At 72.1% G+C, this 15,495-nt stretch carries 14 protein-coding genes; 3 read left to right on the forward strand and 11 right to left on the reverse strand.

All coding sequences use genetic code 11. The features are described from left to right. Positions 1 to 51: 51 nt before the first annotated feature. From ACFWE2_RS18545 to ACFWE2_RS18570, 6 genes are all read right to left on the reverse strand, one after another. Positions 52 to 972, reverse strand: coding sequence for a hypothetical protein (locus ACFWE2_RS18545; RefSeq protein WP_377225693.1), 921 nt, complete (start codon positions 970 to 972; stop codon positions 52 to 54). A 90-nt stretch (positions 973 to 1,062) separates the two neighbouring features. Continuing rightward, on the reverse strand, positions 1,063 to 2,127 hold the full coding sequence (locus ACFWE2_RS18550) for a hypothetical protein (RefSeq protein ID WP_377225694.1): 1,065 nt from the start codon (positions 2,125 to 2,127) through the stop codon (positions 1,063 to 1,065). Positions 2,128 to 2,255: 128 nt separating this feature from the next. Continuing rightward, positions 2,256 to 3,542, reverse strand: coding sequence for a radical SAM family heme chaperone HemW (gene hemW, locus ACFWE2_RS18555; RefSeq protein WP_377225695.1), 1,287 nt, complete (start codon positions 3,540 to 3,542; stop codon positions 2,256 to 2,258). Continuing rightward, complete coding sequence (gene lepA, locus ACFWE2_RS18560) at positions 3,543 to 5,423, reverse strand: translation elongation factor 4 (protein WP_377225696.1); 1,881 nt, start codon at positions 5,421 to 5,423, stop codon at positions 3,543 to 3,545. 150 nt (positions 5,424 to 5,573) lie between these two features. Further along, positions 5,574 to 6,605 (reverse strand): CNNM domain-containing protein, encoded by a 1,032-nt coding sequence (locus ACFWE2_RS18565; RefSeq protein ID WP_377225697.1) that lies wholly within the window; start codon positions 6,603 to 6,605, stop codon positions 5,574 to 5,576. Continuing rightward, positions 6,602 to 7,990 carry a hemolysin family protein gene (locus ACFWE2_RS18570; protein ID WP_377225698.1) on the reverse strand — a complete coding sequence of 463 codons (1,389 nt, stop codon included), beginning with the start codon at positions 7,988 to 7,990 and terminating at the stop codon, positions 6,602 to 6,604. The genes ACFWE2_RS18565 and ACFWE2_RS18570 overlap by 4 nt, the downstream gene beginning before the upstream one ends. A gap of 273 nt (positions 7,991 to 8,263) precedes the next feature. Here ACFWE2_RS18570 and ACFWE2_RS18575 point away from each other — a divergent pair, with 273 nt between their 5' ends. Continuing rightward, positions 8,264 to 9,004: a maleylpyruvate isomerase N-terminal domain-containing protein gene (locus ACFWE2_RS18575; protein WP_377225699.1), complete on the forward strand. Its 741-nt coding sequence runs from the start codon at positions 8,264 to 8,266 to the stop codon at positions 9,002 to 9,004. A gap of 22 nt (positions 9,005 to 9,026) precedes the next feature. Here ACFWE2_RS18575 and ACFWE2_RS18580 read toward each other — a convergent pair whose 3' ends face one another. From ACFWE2_RS18580 to ACFWE2_RS18600, 5 genes are all read right to left on the reverse strand, one after another. Beyond that, positions 9,027 to 9,602 (reverse strand): Uma2 family endonuclease, encoded by a 576-nt coding sequence (locus ACFWE2_RS18580; RefSeq protein ID WP_377225700.1) that lies wholly within the window; start codon positions 9,600 to 9,602, stop codon positions 9,027 to 9,029. 97 nt (positions 9,603 to 9,699) lie between these two features. After that, complete coding sequence (locus ACFWE2_RS18585) at positions 9,700 to 10,551, reverse strand: transglutaminase domain-containing protein (RefSeq protein WP_377225701.1); 852 nt, start codon at positions 10,549 to 10,551, stop codon at positions 9,700 to 9,702. After that, positions 10,548 to 11,477: an alpha-E domain-containing protein gene (locus tag ACFWE2_RS18590; RefSeq protein WP_377225702.1), complete on the reverse strand. Its 930-nt coding sequence runs from the start codon at positions 11,475 to 11,477 to the stop codon at positions 10,548 to 10,550. Before ACFWE2_RS18590 ends, ACFWE2_RS18585 begins: the two co-directional genes overlap by 4 nt. Continuing rightward, positions 11,471 to 13,084, reverse strand: a complete 1,614-nt coding sequence (locus ACFWE2_RS18595; protein WP_377225703.1) for a circularly permuted type 2 ATP-grasp protein — start codon at positions 13,082 to 13,084, stop codon at positions 11,471 to 11,473. Before ACFWE2_RS18595 ends, ACFWE2_RS18590 begins: the two co-directional genes overlap by 7 nt. Positions 13,085 to 13,163: 79 nt before the next feature. Further along, a complete protein-coding gene (locus ACFWE2_RS18600; RefSeq protein ID WP_377225704.1) occupies positions 13,164 to 14,051 on the reverse strand; it encodes an aminoglycoside phosphotransferase family protein in 888 nt (295 codons plus the stop codon). A gap of 107 nt (positions 14,052 to 14,158) precedes the next feature. Here ACFWE2_RS18600 and ACFWE2_RS18605 point away from each other — a divergent pair, with 107 nt between their 5' ends. Both ACFWE2_RS18605 and ACFWE2_RS18610 read left to right on the forward strand, forming a co-directional pair. Further along, on the forward strand, positions 14,159 to 14,950 hold the full coding sequence (locus tag ACFWE2_RS18605; RefSeq protein ID WP_377225705.1) for an alpha/beta fold hydrolase: 792 nt from the start codon (positions 14,159 to 14,161) through the stop codon (positions 14,948 to 14,950). A 55-nt stretch (positions 14,951 to 15,005) separates the two neighbouring features. Beyond that, a complete protein-coding gene (locus ACFWE2_RS18610) occupies positions 15,006 to 15,437 on the forward strand; it encodes a type II toxin-antitoxin system PemK/MazF family toxin (RefSeq protein ID WP_377225706.1) in 432 nt (143 codons plus the stop codon). Positions 15,438 to 15,495: the final 58 nt, after the last annotated feature.

A 15,495-nucleotide genomic window follows, 5' to 3' on the forward strand; every position in this document is an offset into this window, starting at 1 on the left:
CCTGCTGCCAGGATCACTCGGATCCTGGCAGCAAGTGCATGGTCATTCTTGTCAGGCCGCGACGGGCCCGGCCGCGACCGGGCCGCCGGTGAGCCGGCGGAACGCGAAGGCCATCGCGACGATCGACAGCGGAAGCGTGATGAACAGGCCCAGCCCGCACGGGATCGAGCCCAGGATGTTGATGCCGAGCAGCGCGAGCTCGAGCAGAAACACCGCGCCGAAGTTCTTCCCCACCAGGCGGAACGACGACGTCAGGGCCGTCCAGGCACCCAGGCCCTTGTCGACCACGTGGTGGTAGGTGAACGGCGCGAAGATCGCCAGGGCGATGGCGCCGAGGCCGCACAGGAGCAGGCCGACGAAGTTGGCAACCAGCAGCAGGAGCGCGGTGAGGATGACCATGCCGTAGCTGTTGATCTTGAAGAGGTTGCCCCAGGTCGCCTTCTCGCCGGAGACCTCACGCAGCCCCGCGTTGATACCAAGGGCGCTGAGCACCGACAGGACCAGGGAGCCGAGGAGCCCGAGCGACGTGCTGCCGAAGCTCACGCCCGTCCCGATCCCCATTCCCATGCCTACACCGGTCGAGAGCTGGGCCTGCGCCGCATCGTTCGCCCGGTCGCTGTACTCGGCGATCGAGCTCCCGTTGAAGATGCCGAACACGACAAGCAGGAGCAGGACGAACAGCACCCAGAACAGCCAGTTCCCCTTGAACCGGTCCCACGCGAAGCGCAACGCCTCCCCGACCTGGAACGGGCTCGCCGGCTGCGTCCCGTACGGCACGGCCGGCCCGCCATAGGCAGGCGGCTGGCTCGCCCCGCCGTAGGCGGGCGGCTGTACCGGGCCCGACGGCGGCGGCGTCGCACCGGCAGGGTTCGGCGGCACGGCCCCGGACGACGGCGGGGTCGGGCCGTCCGACGGTGGCGGGGTGGCACCCGCGTTCGGCTCGTACGGGTTCTGCGGCGTGTTCTCACTCATGTGGTCCCCTTGGCTGGTCAGTGATCCAGCCCCACCTTCACCTCTTCTCCGCATTTGCGCATGTGCAACTGCCGAGTTGTTACCGGGTGGTCAGCCCTGGACGGTCTCCCCGGTCCAGCGCTGGACCAGATATGCCCCCAGGAGCAGCATCGCGGGGACCACGACGACGAGGCCGATCCCGCACGTGGGGATGGAGGCGATCACCAGCCCGGCGAAGATCCCGAGGACGCCGATGACGGTCCCGATGTGCGAGAGCACCAGGCCGATCCCGCGAGCCAGCGCCTTGCCGAAGCCCACACCGCCCAGCAGCAGGAAGGGCACCGGGACCAGGACGAACGTGACCACGACCTGCACCAGCACGCCGACCATCGGCACCGCCGTGCCGGCGAACCCGAGCGCTCCGGCGACCACCGCGTACCCCACGAGCCCGCCGAAGCCGCGGAGCACGAAGAAGTCGCGGAGGCGGACCTTGCGGGTGCGCGTCGCCGCGAGGGCGCCGGCGTACAGGAGCGCCTGCAGCAGGAAGCCCACCGCGGTGCCGGCCGCGGCCAGCCCTCTTGCCTCGAGCGTCCGGCCGGCGGCCAGTGCGGCGTCGACCGCCGCCGGATCGGTCGAGTGCGTCAGGGCGTCCATCGTGGACGGGCTGAACGCGAGGAGCACCGCGACCTGCGCCAGGCCGGTCAGCAGGCTCATCAGCACCCAGACGCCCCAGCTCGCGCCGAACGCGCTCCAGGCCCAGCGCCAGGCTCTGCCGATCGTCGCGGGCTCGTCCACGTCCGGCCGGCGTCCCGCCCCGGGGTCCGGCGGGTACTGCGGGAGACCGGGCTGGGCCGGAGGCTCCTGGTACCGCTGCGGCGCGGGCCGCTGGAACTGCGGAGCCCCCTGACCGTCCTGGAAGCTGCCCCGGTCACCCGGCTGCGGATCTTGCTGGCCCGGCCGCCGCAGCGGCTGGTAGTCGGGCCTGCCGTACGGGTTGGCGGGGCGGCCGTACGGATCACGCGGGCCGTAGGGGTCGAACGGCTGAGGCTGCTGCGGCTGCCCCTGCTGCGAGGGCTGAGCCTGCTGCGGGACCTGCGGAGGCTGCGGTCGCCGGGGATCAGGGTTCTGCCGACGGTCCGGATCCTGTGGGTTCCAGCCGCCGTAGGTGTTGCTCATGCGCGTACCCCTCGTCAGGCGTGCTGGTGCCGCTTCGTATCGGTATGAGTCGGCACAAGATATCGGCGATTTCGCCCGCCGTGCAAACAAACCCTGCGGCCCTCCGACGCCACGCGCGGCCAGTGGTTTCAGGCGGTGAGGTCCCGTACAACGGCGTCGGCGAGCAGGCGTCCGCGACGGGTCAGCACCGCACGCGCCGGGCCGCCTCCGGCGCCGACCGCCGCCCGTCCGTCGAGCAGCTCGCGCGCCACCAGACCCGCCACCGCGGTGCGGCCGGCGTCGGACAGCACCCCGAGGTCGAGACCCTCGCGCAGCCGTACGCCGAGCATCACCCGCTCCAGGTGCGCCTCCGCGCTCGTGAGCAGCTCACGCCCCGCGCCGGGGCTCCGTCCGGCCTCGAGCCGCGTGGCGTAGGCACGGGGATGCTTCACGTTCCACCAGCGGACGCCGGCGGGAGCTCCCGCGCCGTCGGCCACCGGCGTCGGAGCCGACACATAGCTGTGCGCACCCGGGCCGATGCCCCACCAGTCGTCGCCGCGCCAGTACCCGATGTTGTGCAGGCACTCGTGCCCGGCCCGCGCCCAGTTCGACACCTCGTACCAGCGCAGGCCCGCCTGCGTGAGCAGGTCGTCGGCCAGCTCGTACTTGGCGGCCTGGTCGTCGTCCGACGGCAGCTCCACCTCGCCGCGGCGCACCTGGGCGGCCATCTTCGTGCCGGGCTCCACCACCAGCGCGTACGCGGAGACATGGTCGACGCCGGTCGCCAGCGCCGTCTCCACGCTCGTGCGCCAGTCGTCGAGGGACTCGCCGGGCGTGCCGTAGATGAGATCGAGGGACACGTCCAGTCCGGCGTCGCGCGCCCACCGCACGACGTCGGGGATGCGCAGCGGGTCGTGGGTGCGCTCGAGCGTCGCCAGCACGTGCGGCACCGCCGACTGCATCCCGAAGGAGACCCTGGTGAACCCGGCGTCGGCCAGGACCTGCAGCGACTCGGGTGTGACGGAGTCCGGGTTGGCCTCGGTGGTCACCTCGGCCGCGGCGGCCAGGCCCCAGGTGCCCCTGATGCCGTCGAGCACCCTGGCGAGGTCCTCCGCCGGAAGCATCGTGGGCGTACCGCCCCCGAAGAACACCGTGGAGACCGCGGCGGGCGCGCGGCCGGCGTCGGACAGGACCTTCGCGGCGAGGTCCACCTCCAGCAGCGCCGTCGAGGCGTACTGCGCCTGGTTGGCGCCGCCGCCCAGCTCGGACGCGGTGTAGGTGTTGAAGTCGCAGTAGCCGCAGCGCACCGTGCAGAACGGGACGTGCACGTAGACGCCGAACGGCCGGGCCCGCGCTGGCTCGACCGCCGGCGGCGCTGCCCAGGCGGGCAGCGCGCCGTCGTCGGGCACCGGGATGCCGGAGGGAAGAGCGGGCACCTACTTCTTCTTGTCCTTCGGGGCGTCCGAGTCGGAGGACAGCGCGGCGATGAACGCCTCCTTCGGCACCTCGACCGAGCCGATGTTCTTCATGCGCTTCTTGCCCTCCTTCTGCTTCTCCAGCAGCTTGCGCTTACGGCTGATGTCACCGCCGTAGCACTTGGCGAGCACGTCCTTGCGCATGGCGCGGATGGTCTCGCGGGCGATCACGCGCGCGCCGATGGCGGCCTGGATCGGCACCTCGAACTGCTGGCGCGGGATGAGCTCCTTGAGCTTGGCGGTCATCATGACGCCGTACGAGTACGCCTTGTCGCGGTGCGCGATGGAGCTGAACGCGTCGACGTGCTCACCCTGGAGCAGGATGTCGACCTTCACGAGGTCGGCGACCTGGTCACCGGACGTGTCGTAGTCGAGGGACGCATAACCGCGGGTCTTGGACTTGAGCTGGTCGAAGAAGTCGAAGACGATCTCGCCGAGCGGCAGGTGGTAGCGCAGCTCCACACGCTCCTCGGACAGGTAGTCCATGCCCTGCAGCTCGCCGCGCTTGGACTGCGAGAGCTCCATGACCGCGCCGACGAACTCGCTGGGGGTGAGGATCGTGGCCTTGACGACGGGCTCGCGAACCTCCTTGATCTTGCCCCCCGGGAACTCCGACGGGTTGGTCACCACGACCTTCGTGTTGTCCTCCAGCGTCACCTCGTAGATGACGTTCGGGGCGGTGGAGATCAGCTCGAGGTTGAACTCGCGCTCGAGGCGTTCGCGCACGATCTCGAGGTGCAGCAGGCCGAGGAAGCCCACGCGGAAGCCGAAGCCAAGCGCCACCGACGTCTCGGGCTCGTAGTTGAGCGCGGCGTCGCTGAGCTTGAGCTTGTCCAGCGCGTCGCGCAGGATCGGGTAGTCGGAGCCGTCGATCGGGTACAGGCCCGAGAACACCATGGGCTTGGGGTCGCTGTAACCGGCGAGCGCGACGGTGGCGGGCTTGGCCGCGTTGGTCACGGTGTCGCCGACCTTGGACTGGCGCACGTCCTTCACGCCCGTGATCAGGTAGCCCACCTCCCCGACGCCGAGACCCTTGGTCGCGTGCGGCTCGGGCGAGCTGACGCCGATCTCGAGGAGCTCGTGCGTGGCCTTCGTCGACATCATCGCGATCTTCTCGCGCGGGTTCAGGTCGCCGTCGATCACGCGCACGTAGGTCACGACGCCGCGGTAGGTGTCGTAGACGGAGTCGAAGATCATGGCGCGGGCCGGGGCGTCCGGGTCGCCGGTCGGGGCAGGGACGCTCTGCACGATGCGGTCGAGCAGCGCCTCGACGCCGACGCCGGTCTTGCCGCTGACCTGGAGGACGTCCTCCGGCTCGCAGCCCACCAGCTTCGCCAGCTCCTCGCCGTACTTCTCCGGCTGCGCCGCCGGGAGGTCGATCTTGTTCAGGACCGGGATGATCTCGAGCTCGTTCTCCATGGCCAGGTACAGGTTGGCCAGGGTCTGCGCCTCGATCCCCTGGGCGGCGTCGACGAGCAGCACGGCGCCCTCGCACGCGGCCAGCGAGCGGGAGACCTCGTACGTGAAGTCGACGTGCCCGGGGGTGTCGATCATGTTCAGCGCGTGGGGCGTGAGCACACCCGCCTCGTCGGCGACCGCCCAGGGCATCCGCACGGCCTGCGACTTGATGGTGATGCCACGCTCGCGCTCGATGTCCATGCGGTCGAGGTACTGGGCGCGCATGTCGCGCGACTGGACCACGCCGGTCAGCTGCAGCATGCGGTCGGCCAGCGTCGACTTGCCGTGGTCGATGTGCGCGATGATGCAGAAGTTGCGGATCAGCTCGGGCGCTGTGGCGTTCGGCTGGAGGCGCGCCGTGAGCGCAGGACCGGGGATGGGCAAAGCGTTCTCGCTCCGTCGTCGTCGTGGGTGGGAGGACCAACCGCCATTCTCCCACGCCCCACCCACCTCCCTCGCTTCTCGCTGAGTGCGGGCTATTTGCGCTCGAGACCCGTGAATCGGCGCAAATACCCCGCACTCAGCGGTGGCGGATCAGGTGGGGCGGGTTGATGTCGTGCGGGGGAGGAGGCGGCGGAGGACGTCGGCGAGGGTGACCACGCCGTAGTCCGCCGCTGGGCCGTCCGGCCGGGCCACTATCGCGAGCAGGTTGCCGGTCTCCCGCATGCTCGTCAGGGCGCTGTGCAGCGGCAGGTCGGCCGCCAGCTCGAAGACCGGCCGGGTGACGTCCGCGACGGGCGCGTCGTCGGCCAGCAGGAGCGTGTCGCGCACGTGCACGACGCCGTCCGGCAGGCGGCCGGGCTCCTGCACGAGGATCCGCAGGTGGCCGGACGCGCGGGACGCCTCCTGCACGTCGGCGGCCGTCGCGCCGTGGCGGACCGCCGCAGGGGTCGTCGGCGCCGCAAGCAGGTCCTCGACCGTGAGCCGGCGCAGGTCCAGCGCTCCGGAGAGCTGGTCGGAGTAGGCGACGTCGAGCGCCCCGACGCTCACCGAGTGCTCCACGAGGTGCCGCAGGTCCTCCGGGCCCTGCCCGGACGCCACCTGGTCCGCGGGCTCGACGCCCACGCGCCGCAGGCACCAGTTCGCGGCGCCGTTGAGCGCCACGAGCACCGGCCGGGTCACGACCATGAAGGCCCGCATCGGGAGCGCGAGCATCGTGGCGCTGGCCTCGGGGTGGGCGATGGCCCACGACTTCGGCGCCATCTCCCCCACCACCAGGTGCAGGAACGTGACGATGACCAGGGCCAGCACGAAGCCCGCGACGTCGGCGGCCCAGAGCGGCGCACCCCACGTCTCGAACACCGGTGTCAGCCAGTGGTGCACCGCCGGCTTGGTGATCGCGCCGAGGGCCAGGGTGCAGACCGTGATCCCGAGCTGGGAGCCCGCGAGCAGCAGCGTCAGCTCGTTCGCGCTGCGCAGCGCGGCGCGTGCAGAGCGGCTGGTGGGCGCGGCGTCCTCCAGCCGGTGCCGCTTGGCCGCGAGGAGCGCGAACTCCACCGCGACGAAGAACGCGCTCAGCGCGATGATGACGACGGTGGCGGCCACCACCACCCATGGGTTGCTCATCGGGCCTCCTCGCTCGTGGTCCCGACGTTCTCGGCGACCGCCGGTGCGTCCTCGACGGTGACCCGGACGCGGGACGGCACGTGCCGCTCCACCTCGAGCACCTCGATCCGGAGCACCTCGTCCGGGTGCGGTTCGGCCGCCACCAGGTCGGCGGGAGCGGCGGGCAGCGCGACGTCGACGACGGAGCCCGCCGCGGGCAGCGAGCCGTGGACGGCGATCGCCAGCCCGGCGATGGTCTCGTGGTCACCCTCGGGCAGGTCGCGCCCGACGGACCGCTCGACCTCGTCGAGGTGGACGTCGCCTGCCATGACCCACACCCCGTCCGACGCCGCGGTCACGGGGTCGATCTCGTCGTCGTGCTCGTCGGTGATCTCGCCGACCAGCTCCTCCGCGAGGTCCTCGACGGTGAGCACGCCGGCGAAGCCGCCGTACTCGTCGACGACGCACGCCATCTGGTTGCGCGTGGCCGAGAGCTCCCCGAGGGCGTCCGGCAGCGCCATCGCGGTGGGCAGCACGAGGGCCGGGCGCTGGAGGTCGGCGACGGTCGCCGCCGCGGGCCCCGCGGACAGCAGGTCCGCCAGGTGCACGACGCCGACCACCTCGCCGTCGTCGTCGAGCACCGGGTAGCGGGAGTGCCCGCGAGCCATCAGCTCGCGCACCGCCGCGAGCGTGTCGCCCGTGTGCACGACACCGACCCGCGCCCGCGGGATCATGGCGTGCTCGACGTCCTGGCGGGGGAAGTCGAGGATGCGGTCCAGCAGCACCGAAAGGTCGCCGGGCAGGTCGCCGCTGGCACGGGAGTCGGCGACGATGTGCTCGAGGTCGCGGACCGTCGCCGAGTGCTCGACGTCGTGCACCGGCTCGATGCGGAGCAGGCGCAGCAGCGCGTTCGACGCGGCGTCGAACACCCTGATCAGCCAGCCGAAGACCGCGAGGTAGACGGTGGTGGAGCGCGCGAGCCACAGCGCGACCGGTTCGGGCCGCGCGATCGCCAGGTTCTTCGGGACGAGCTCGCCGAACAGCATCTGCACGAGCGTCGAGAGCACGAGCGCCAGGACGGTGCCCACCGCGACGCCGACGCCGGTCGGCACACCGACGCCGCCGAGCGCGACGCCCAGCGCCTCACCGACCAGCGGCTCGGCGACGTAGCCGACCAGCAGGCCGGTGACCGTGATGCCGAGCTGCGCACCGGAGAGCATGAAGCTGGTACGCCTGGTCACGCCGAGCGCGCGCCGCGCCCCGGCGTCGCCGGCCTCCGCGCGGGCCGCCAGACGTGCCCGGTCGACCGCCATGTACGCGAACTCCTGCGCGACGAAGTAGCCCGTCACGGCGGTGATCGCGAGGATCACCACGACGCCCAGCAGGAGCGAGATCACCCAGCTCAACGCCACCACCTCCGCCCTGCGGAACTGCGGCGTACGGCTGGGCGGGGACTATGACTGTCGGCGTCCATGATCCTTCACGAGAGGTGGTGCGGTTCGGTAGCGGCCCGAGGTCTCCGGCCGGATGCCGAAGGGCATCGCGTGGAAGAACGACGGACGTGCCCCTACAGTTCCACGGCGCGCTGCGGTAGTCATCCTGAGCGGCGATCCTGAGCGGCCGTCCCAGCGTCCGTCCTGTACGCCAGGGTGTCGCGGGCGGGCGGTACCTTTCGGCACATGAGCCTCGACCACCTCGCCCTGCTGACCCGGTTCCAGGGCAGCTTCCTCGCCGCGGTGCCGGACGCCGACGCCGAGGCACGGGTCCCCGCCTGCGGGGACTGGACCGTCCGCGGGCTCGTGGAGCACCTCGCCGAGGTCCACCACTGGGCCGCCGGCCACGTCCGCGGGGTCGAGGGCCCGGCCCTCGGCGAGGGACCGTTCGACCTGGCACCGCACTACTCGGCCCAGGCCACGACCCTGCGCGAGGCCTTCGCCGAGATCGACCCCGACTCGATCGGCCGGGTGCTCACCCATCCCACGCCCATGGGTCCTGGCCCGGTGCGGTTCTGGCACCGGCGGCAGACCCACGAGACGCTCGTGCACCTGCACGACCTGCTCGCGGCGCGTGCCGGGGCGGGGTCGGTCGGCCTGGTCGGGGCCGAGCCCGAGGTCTGGGCGGACACCGTCGACGAGGTCGTCACCGTGCTCCAGCCACGCCAGGTGGGCCTCGGCCGCATGGCACCGCTGCGGCACCCGGTCGCCCTCGTGGCGACCGACGTCGACGGCGCGCGCACCTGGGTGCTCGGCGCTCCCGGCGAGCGCGCGGAGGAGGAGGCGATCCACGCCGTCGTCTCCGGGCCGGCCGCCGGGCTCGCGCTCATGCTGTGGCGCCGGCTCACGCCGAGGGAAGCCGGGCTGGTCGTCGAGGGTGACCGGGAAGGCTTCGAGGCGGCGCTGGCGCAGCCGGTCGTGCCGTAGCCCGGGCCGACCCTCGGCCGACTCAGGAGTAGAGCGCCTGAACGTCCAGCTCGATGGGGAACGGGCGGTCGACCTTGAGGATCTCGCGGAAGATGCCGACCGGGGCATACGTCCGCGTCATGTCGTCGAGCTCGTAGACGTGCACGACCGTCGACGCGTTGCCGTCCTCGTCCTCGATCCGCCAGAAATGCTTGATGCCCGCCGCCGCGTACTTGTGCGGCTTCACAGTCATGTCGCGATGCTCGGACTCCGGTGAGACCACCTCGACCGCCAGCACCACGTCCGCAACCTCGTACCACGTGGCATTCGGGCCCACCGAAGCGGTCGACGCGATGACGTCCGGTTCCGGACGGTTGCGGTCGTCGAGGCGGATGGTCATCTCACTGTCGATGACTACGCCTTCGGGCGCCTGCTCACCGAGGGTCGAGTCGAGCCGGTTGATGACGCGTCGGTGCCAGTGCCGCTGGGGGGACATCATGAAGACAAGTGCTCCGTCGATCAGTTCCGTGTGGCGCGGAGCGTCCGGCAAGGAGTCGAGGTCCTCGGCAAACCAGCCCTCCGGACGTGGAGGACTCATCCAGTCGGGCAGCGTGGTCATGGGATCACGGTAGCAACGCGCGCGCTCTATGTCAGCGGATCATGCCAGCCCGTGTACCGGCCCGCACCGTGTGAGAAGCCCACTCCGCGCGAATCAGTCACCCGAGCCGCGTGATGTCCACCGTCACCGCGAGCGTCGACGAGGCGGCGCCCGCGTAGACACCCTTGAACGGAGGCACGTCGCCGTACTCCCGCCCGCGCCCGACCACCACGTGGTCGCCGCCGACGAAGACCCGGTTGGTGGGGTCGTAGCCCACCCACTCACCCGTCCACCACTCGACCCAGGCGTGCGACTCGCCGCGCACCTGCTCGCCCATACCGGCGTCGGGCTCGGGGTGCACGTAGCCGGAGACGTACCGCGCGGGGATGCCCACCGAGCGCAGGGCACCCAGCGCGAGGTGCGCCATGTCCTGGCACACGCCCTTGCGCGCCTCCCATGCCTCGACCGCCGGCGTGTGCACGGTGGTCACGCCCGGCACGTACTCGAGCCGGTCCCGCACGGCGAGGCAGATCGCCTCCGCGGCCCGGTAGGGGTCCAGCCCGCCCGCGGCCTCCAGGGCGACCGCCGCGAGGTCCGACGGCGGCGTCGTGACCGGCGACTCCGCGAGGAAGGCCGACTGCGCGTCCAGCACGGCCTCGCTCGCCAGGTCCCGCCACCCGGGTACGTCGCCGGCGGGGCGCCCGTCGGCGGAGTACCCGGAGGCCTCGACGAGAGCCTCGGCGACGATCCTGAGCTGGGTGTGCGGCCGCAGGATCTCGAACGTCGTGACGCTCGTGCCCCAGTAGTCGGTGTGGTCGGAGGACCACGTGGTGGGCGACATCGCGAGGGTCGCCGAGCGTACGGTCTGGCGCGCGTCCTGGACGGGGCGCATGCGCGTCTGGTTGTACGAGTCCGTGACCGGCGATGCGTAGTCGAACAGGGTCGTGTGGACCACCTTCAGCAGCGTCACAGCGCCTCCTCCACCCAGGCCGTCGTGGCCACCGCCGGAAAGTACCGGTGCTTGATCGCGCCGCTGGCCCGGGTGCACGCCACCTGCACACGCTCCATCGTGTCCGGCAGGTCGGTGAGCAGGTCGCCCAGCCGGGCGAACTCCAGCTCGGAACGCATGATGCCGAGCGCGCGGCGGGCGTCGTCCGACACCGCGTGCCTGCCCTCCACCGGCTCCAGCTCGCGCAGGGCCCGCTCTGCGGCGTGCAGCGCGTAGACGATCGACCGCGGGAACAGGCGGTCGAGGATGAGGAAGCCCGCGGCGTCGGCGTCGGACGCCCTGCCGCGGTACGTCCGCAGGTATGCCTCGTACGCGCCGCAAGACCGCAACAGGGTGTTCCACCCAGGCCCGCCTGTACCGAGCCGGGCCTGGGTGGTGATCAGGCGCGCCGTCATGTCGGCCCGCTCGATCGCCTGGCCCAGCACCATGAAGTGCCAGGTCGAGTCGCGCGGCGTCGCCGACTCCATGAGCCCCGCCACGACGGCGGCCCGCTCCCGCACCCAGGAGAAGAACTCGTGCGGTCCCCGGCGGGCGTGCGACGGCAGGGTGTTGCGGGTCGTGTTGAGGCACTCCCACAGGTCGGTCGAGACGATCTCGCGCGCCCGGCGGGCGTTCTCCCGCGCCGCGAGCAGCGACCCTGCGATCGACGACGGGTTCTCCCGGTCGTGCGCCAGGAGGCGGAGCACGGTGTCGCGGTTCACCTCGCCGTCGTCCGGCCGCGCGGGATGGTCCATGATCGCCAGCAGGGAGCGGCAGGCGGTGACCTCGTCGGCCCATGGATCCTCCGAGAGCGCCTGGACGTGCACGTCGAGGATGCGTGCCGTGTCGTCGGCACGCTCGACGTACCGGCCGATCCAGAACAACGACTCCGCGATCCGGCTCAGCACGCGACACCTCCGGCTGCGCTGGTCGGGCCCGAGGCCTGTTGCTGTTGCTGTTGCTGCTGGTTCGTGGCCGCGTCGTCCGGGTTGGTCGCGCGGGGCACGCCCGACGTCGGCTCCGAGGGCCGGGCGCTCGACCGCCGCCCCTCGACCGGGGCCGGCACCGTCTGCCGGGGTCCCGCACCGTCCTCCAGCACCCAGGTGTCCTTGGACCCGCCGCCCTGGGACGAGTTCACGACGAGCTGCCCCTCCGGGAGCGCGACCCGGGTGAGCCCGCCGGGCAGCACCCACACGTCGGAGCCGTCGTTCACGGCGAACGGACGCAGGTCGAGGTGGCGGGGCCGGAAGGCGCCGTCGACGAACGTCGGCCCGGTCGAGAGCTGCACGACGGGCTGCGCGATCCAGCCGCGCGGGTCCTCGACGATCCGGGACCGCACGGCGTCGATCTCGGCGCGCGTCGCCTTCGGCCCCACCACTATGCCCTTGCCGCCCGAGCCGTCAACGGGCTTGACCACCAGCTCGTCGATGCGGTCGAGCACCTCGGCGCGGGCGTCGGGCTCCTCGAGCCGCCACGTGTCGACGTTCGCGAGCACGGGCTCCTCGGCGAGGTAGTAGCGGATCAGGTCGGGCACGTAGGTGTAGACGAGCTTGTCGTCGGCCACGCCGTTGCCGAGCGCGTTCGCGAGCGTGACGTTCCCGAGCCGCGCGGCGTTCACCAGCCCGGGCACGCCGAGCATGGAGTCGCCGCGGAACTCGACAGGGTCGATCCACTCGTCGTCCACCCGCCGGTAGATGACGTCGACGCGGCGCGACCCCTCGGTGGTCCGCATGTAGACCCGGCCGCCCTTCGTGTACAGGTCGCGCCCCTCGACGAGCTCCACCCCGAGGAGCCGGGCGAGCAGGCTGTGCTCGAAGTACGCGGAGTTGTAGACGCCCGGGGTGAGCACGACGACCGTCGGGTCCGGGACGCCGTCGGGAGCGCTGGCCACCAGGGCGGCGAGCAACCGCTGCGGGTAGTCGACGACCGGCTGCACCCGCAGCCGGCTGAACAGCTCGGGGAACGTGCGGACCATGGCCCGGCGGTTGCTCACCACGTAGCTCACGCCCGACGGGACGCGGACGTTGTCCTCGAGGACGCGGTACCGGCCCGCCTCGTCGCGAATCAGGTCGATGCCGCTCACGTGGCAGCGGACGCCGCCGGCCGGGCGGATGCTCGCGGCGACCCGCTGGAAGTCCGAGCTCGACTGGATGAGCCGCTGCGGCACGACACCGTCCTTGACCGCCTGCTGCGGTCCGTAGACGTCGTCGAGGAACGCCTCGAGGGCCCGAACGCGCTGCTGGACGCCGAGCGCGATGTCCGTCCAGTCGTCCTGCTCGATGACGCGGGGTACCACGTCCAGCGGGAAGGGTCGCTCCTCCCCCGCGAAGTCGAAGGTGACGCCCTGGGCCAGGTAGGACCGCGCGAGCGCGTCGGCGCGCGACGCCACCTCGTCGGCGGTCAGGCGGGTGAGCCGGCCGTGCACCTGCTCGTAGCAGGACCGCAGCATGCCGTCGCGGTCCAGCATCTCGTCGAAGGCCTGCTGGAGGGGATATCCGTCGAACAGGTCTGTCATGTCCGAACTGTAGGACGACGGGTGGGACGTACCGGTTCCGGGAGTGTTTCGGCTCGGTGTCGCTTCGCGGACCGCGCCGTCAGTCCGCGAGCACCGCGGCGATCCGCTCCTGGCTCCCGCGCGCGAACGCGGGCCAGCGGTCCCAGTAGTACGGCAGCGCGATCACCGCCTGGACCAGGACCCAGCCCCGCCCGCGCTCCCAGGCGTCCTCCGGATCGGTCAGCCCGTCGAGGGCGGACGTCCGGAACGCCGCGCGCTCGGCGCCTGTGAACTGGGTCCAGGCGGGGATCAGGTCGGCGGCGGGATCGCCCACGCCCACCCCGCCCCAGTCGATGACGGCGGTCAGCCGCCCGCCGTCGGCCAGGAGGTTGCCGGGCAGCAGGTCGCCATGGATCCAGTGCCGGTCCGACGCCGGACGCGCGGCCAGCGCCCGGTCCCACGCCTTCGTCACGGCACTGCCGTCGATGCGGGTGCCGGACTCGGCGATGGCGGCGCGCACGTCCCCGTCGAGCCGTGCGAGCGGGACGCCGCGCGAGGTGCCCTCCTTGACCGGAGCGCCCTCGGTGCTCACCGCGCGCAGGGCCGCGACGAACTCGCCGAGCTGCCGGGCGGCGGCCGGGCCGAGCTCGCCGACCGCCGGCGGCGCGCCGTCGAGCCAGGGCGTGACGGACCAGCGGAACGGGAAACCCTGCCCCGGCTCGCCGACCGCCTCGGGCACGGGGAGCCGGAGCGGCAGGTGCGGCGCCAGGTGCGGGAGCCAGCGCGCGTCGGAGCCCGCCTGGTGCTGTGCCCAGCCGATCTTCGGCATGCGGACCAGCAGCTCGTCCCCGAGGCGGAAGAGGTGGTGGTCCGTGCCGCCCGCAGGCCCCTGCGTCACCGGCAGGTCCGCCCACCGCGGGAACTGCTCGCCGACCAGCCGACGGACAAGCTCGGGGGTGGAGGCGACCTCGTCGTCGTGCAGGCTCATGCGCACACCGTGACACCGTCGCGTCCGCCCGGGCGAGCGCTTTTCGCCCGTCGGCTCGGGGGCGAGCCGGAGCGATGAGTTGCCGGACGCCACGGCGTCAGACCGGTATGACTGATCACGCGACCACCAGCCAGGGCGACCGCGTCGCCTACGACCTGCGCGGCGGCACCGGACCGGCCGTCGTCTTCGTGACGGGCGCCGGGCCCGACCGCGCCGACGACCCGGTCACCGCCGAGACCGCCCAGCGCGTGGCCGACGCCGGGCTCACCGCCGTCACGTTCGACCGGCTCGGCCGCGGGGAGAGCCCGGCGGAGGGCCGCCTCGACCTCGACCGTGAGCTGGCAGCGGTCGCCGCGATGATCGAGGTCGCGGGCGGTTCCGCGGTGCTGGTCGGGCACTCGTCGGGCTGCGCGCTCAGCCTCCGTGCCGCCGCGGCAGGGCTGCCGGTCACCGGCCTCGCCCTCTGGGAGGCGCCCCTGGGCGACCCCGCTCAGACGACGCAGGCGTGGGCCGACGAGATCGAGCGTCTGCTCGACGCCGACGACCACGAGAACGCGATGCGGCACTACATGAAGGACATGCCGCCCGAGTGGCTCGCCGAGATGGAGGCCTCCCCGGCGTGGTCCGAGATGGCCCGCACCGTCGCCGCCTACCGCGCCGACGCGCAGTCGCTCGCCTGGGCCCAGCGTGCGCTGGAGGACGGCACGCTCGACCTCGCGGTCCCGGTGCTCGCCATGTACGGGGTCGAGACCTTCCCCGAGATGCCGGTCGCGGCCGCGAGCATCGTGGCTGCGGTGCCGAAGGGCACGGTGAAGGAGCTGCCGGGAGCGATGCACAGCTGGGAGCCGGAGCCGATGGCGGCCGAGCTGGCCGAGTTCGCTCGGGCGTGCGCCCACTGATTCCGACCGTTAAGCCCCTGATGGGCGGTTAACCCGTTCCGGTACGGTTTCGGGCGTGACCTTCGCATCAGACAACAGCTATCCCGGCGACTTCGAGGGTGAGGTCCACCCGATCTACAACCCTGAGCTGGACGGTGACCCGGACCCCGGCGAGGTCGTCTGGACCTGGGTGCCGTACGAGGAGGACCACAGCCAGGGCAAGGACCGCCCGGTGCTGCTCGTGGGCAAGGACGGTCCCTGGCTGCTCGGGCTGCAGCTCACGAGCCAGGACCACGACCGCGACATGCTGCAGGAGGTGCGCGCGGGCCGGATCTGGATGGATGTCGGCAAGGGCGCCTGGGACGGCACGGGCCGCGACTCGGAGGTGCGGATCAACCGCGTCATCCGCGTCGACCCGGACGACGTGCGCCGCGAGGGCGACATCCTCGCGGAGGACGTCTTCAACGAGGTCGTGAAGTACATGGACCGGGCGCTCGACCTCACCTGAGCTAGGCCCTCGGCCGCCAGGGGGCCGTCCGACGCGGCCCCCGGCGTCGGCCCGCCCC

Origin of the sequence: Promicromonospora sp. NPDC060271 (assembly GCF_042726755.1) — a bacterium.
Classification (GTDB): domain Bacteria; phylum Actinomycetota; class Actinomycetes; order Actinomycetales; family Cellulomonadaceae; genus Promicromonospora.